The organism is Inquilinus sp. (genome assembly GCF_057815775.1).
On record NZ_JBYRFX010001105.1, the window covers coordinates 1 to 2199 of the forward strand.

2 protein-coding genes are annotated in these 2199 nt (G+C 70.1%); one reads left to right on the plus strand and one right to left on the minus strand.

What is annotated here, in order from left to right; genetic code table 11:
* Positions 1-233: 233 nt before the first annotated feature.
* Complete coding sequence (locus AC3XYG_RS39460; protein WP_489145382.1) at positions 234-1241, minus strand: LacI family DNA-binding transcriptional regulator; 1008 nt, start codon at positions 1239-1241, stop codon at positions 234-236.
* Between the two features lie 168 nt (positions 1242-1409).
* On the opposite strand from AC3XYG_RS39460, the gene AC3XYG_RS39465 reads away from it, so the two are divergent.
* Positions 1410-2199 (plus strand): CoA transferase (locus AC3XYG_RS39465; protein WP_489145383.1); only part of this gene is annotated, 790 nt, incomplete at its 3' end.

Sequence of the window (2199 nt, forward strand, 5' to 3'; positions counted from 1 at the left end):
ATATGGAACGACCCGGCTCGGCGAGGCTCACTGGGCGGCCGAGAGCGCCCGCATCGAAGATGGCGAAGTGGTCCTGCCGCCGCGGGACGTTGTGGTGGTGCGGATTGCCTAGATGCGCAGGCTGACGGACAGGCACTCCGCTACAGCCGGCGGCAGGAAATGGATGCGGTCCGAAGCGCCGCACGAGACGGTGTGAGATGACGCTGTCGGCTCGCCTGTGTCGTCTCCTGACCTCACCCCGCGGTGGTCTTTCGGACGACCAGCTCGCCCGGCAGCAGGTGGATGCCGGTCTCGGCCGGTTCCGCCTTGCCGGTCACCAGCTGGACAGTCCGCTCGACCATCGCGTCGAGCGGCTGGCGGAAGGTGGTCAGCGAATAGCGCGGCCAGCCGGCCATGGCGATGTCGTCGAAACCCGCGACCGCGATGTCGCCGGGCACGGAAAGGCCCATCTCGTCCCGCAGCGCGTCGATGCCGCCGATCGCCAGGATGTCGTTGGCGAAGAAGATCGCCTCGGTGCGGGCGGCGCGCGCGACTTCGAGCGCCGTGCGATAGCCGGCCTCGTAACTGTATTCGCCGCCCGAGACGGAGGCGGTGAGGGTCATGCCCAGCTCGGCCAGGCGGGCGATGAAGGCGTGCTGCCGTTCGAGATTGGCGCTGGCATGTGGCACGCCGGCGACGAAGGCGACCCGGCGGCGGCGGAGCGCATGGAAATGGTCGGCGATGGCACGGGCGCCGTCGGCATTGTTGCAGCAGACGCTGCTCAGACCCGAATCCGGCACGATGCGGTTGATCATGATCGTCGTGCGGCCCTCGGTCGCCCAGCTCAGCGCCGCGCCGGAGAGGGGGGCGGCCGACACGATGACGACGGCGTCGACGCTGTACTGCCGCAGGGCGGCCAACTGCTGCTTGATGTCGGCGCCATGGGTCAGGTTGAACAGCAGGCTTTGCTGGCCGACCTGCTGCAGGCCGCGCGACAGCTTCTCGATCAGTACCGGGTAGAACGGATTCTGCATCGCCGAGACGACGATGCCGACGATGTTGCTGCGCCGCTTCGACAGGGTGCTGGCGATGGCGTTGGGGCTGTAGCCCAGGCTGTCCGCCATCGACAGGATCCGCTGGCGCATGTCGCTCGAGATCGAGGCGCCGGGCGTGTAGGCGCGCGAGACCGCGGACTGGCTGACGCCGATCATCCGGGCCAGCTGGCGCGCGGTGACCGGTTTGCGCAGATCTCCGGAACTCAAGGTCGCTTCCCCTCGCTGTCGCCTGCGGCAGCCATAGCACGGGCGCGGGCGGAAGCCTGCCCCGGCCGCCGTCGTTCCTGCTTGCGGCACTATGGCGGCGTGTTGCATACGGATGCAAGACTCGATATCGTCCTGGCCAAAGGGAAAGTCGGGGGAGGCGGCGCTGCCATGTCTGCACTGGCCGGGCTCAACGTGGTCGACCTGTCCGAGACCGTCGGCGGGCAGTACTGCGCCAGGCTGCTGGCCGATTTCGGCGCCGAGGTCGTGCTGGTCGAGCCGCCGGAGGGGTCGGCGCTCCGGCGCCTGCCGCCCTTCAGCGATGCGGGCGACCGCGGGTCGCTGCTGTTCTTTCATCTCAACACAGGCAAGCGCTCGGTCTGCTTCGACTCCGCCAGCGCCGCCGGGCGCCAGGCCTTGGAGGGGCTGCTGCGCGGTGCGGATGTCGCGATTCTGCCGCCGGGATCCGCGCCGCGGGACGTGCTGGGCCTCAGCCCGCGCTGCGTCGCCGTGGTGGTCAGCCCCTTCGGCGCCGACGGCCCGCTTGCCGCCTGGAAGGGGCCGGAGATCGTGCTGCAGGCCCTGTCCGGCATGATGCACAACAACGGCGCCCATGGCCGCGAGCCGCTCCATGGCTGCGGCCGCCGCGCCTCCTTCGCCGCCGGCGTCGCCGCTTATGTCGGCGTCACCGCCGCCCTGTTCGCCCGGGAACGGACCGGGCTGGGCCAGGCCGTGACCGTGGACGAGGCCGAGACCGCCGCGGCGATGTGCTTCCCCTATGTGCTGCAGCATATCTACAACGGCACGGTGAAGGGCCGGGGCGACCCGAACATCCCGGCCGGCCAGGTGCGCTGCCGCGACGGCTGGGTCTGCATCTGGATCTACAACCATCGCTGGAGCGCGGTCTGCCGGGCGCTCGGCCTCGGGCCCATCGAGCAGGACGAGCGCTTCCGTGCCCCGG